The organism is Dyella jejuensis (assembly GCF_044904675.1).
GTDB classification, from domain to species: domain Bacteria; phylum Pseudomonadota; class Gammaproteobacteria; order Xanthomonadales; family Rhodanobacteraceae; genus Dyella_B; species Dyella_B jejuensis.
Map to the genome: position 1 here is coordinate 1 of NZ_JADIKJ010000069.1, position 465 is coordinate 465.

A 465-nucleotide genomic window follows, 5' to 3' on the forward strand; every position below is an offset into this window, starting at 1 on the left:
TAGTAAGTCGTACGTCTTTTGCGGTGAAAAGTTCTCCCAAAAACTCGAGATCCGGCTGTTGGAATCGCCTTAGAATCGAGTTGATGTTTTCCACGACCTCCGCCTCCCGAATCACTGCAAGCTCTTGCTCAGGGAGATCGACGGCTTGCCGGAAGATCGGCAACGGGGATGTGGCTGGTGGAATATCGAACGCGCCACCCACGAAGATAGTCGGAATGCGCAGTGCGCGCGCCGCCAGCACCGCAGTGGGCGCGTTGACATACACCAGCAGTTTCGGGCCCATTCCGGTGAGCAGCGCTATCCATGCCTCCGTAGCCGCAGCAAGCGTAAGCTCCCCCGTCAAGCGGACATTTCAGAAGTAGAGCTTTTGGCATATTGATCACGATATTCGGCGGGGGTCATACCGCCGAGTGCATCGTGGGGGCGTTGCTCGTTGTAGTCGATCAGGAACTGCCACGTAGCCTC

General features: G+C 57.2%; 2 protein-coding genes. Both read right to left on the minus strand.

The window, feature by feature from the left end:
* Positions 1-343: hypothetical protein (locus ISP15_RS18310; protein ID WP_404549434.1), on the minus strand; the 343-nt coding region annotated here is incomplete at its 3' end.
* Positions 340-465, minus strand: a 126-nt coding sequence (locus tag ISP15_RS18315) for an integrase core domain-containing protein (protein WP_404549436.1), incomplete at its 5' end; no start/stop codon positions are given. The genes ISP15_RS18315 and ISP15_RS18310, both read right to left, overlap by 4 nt.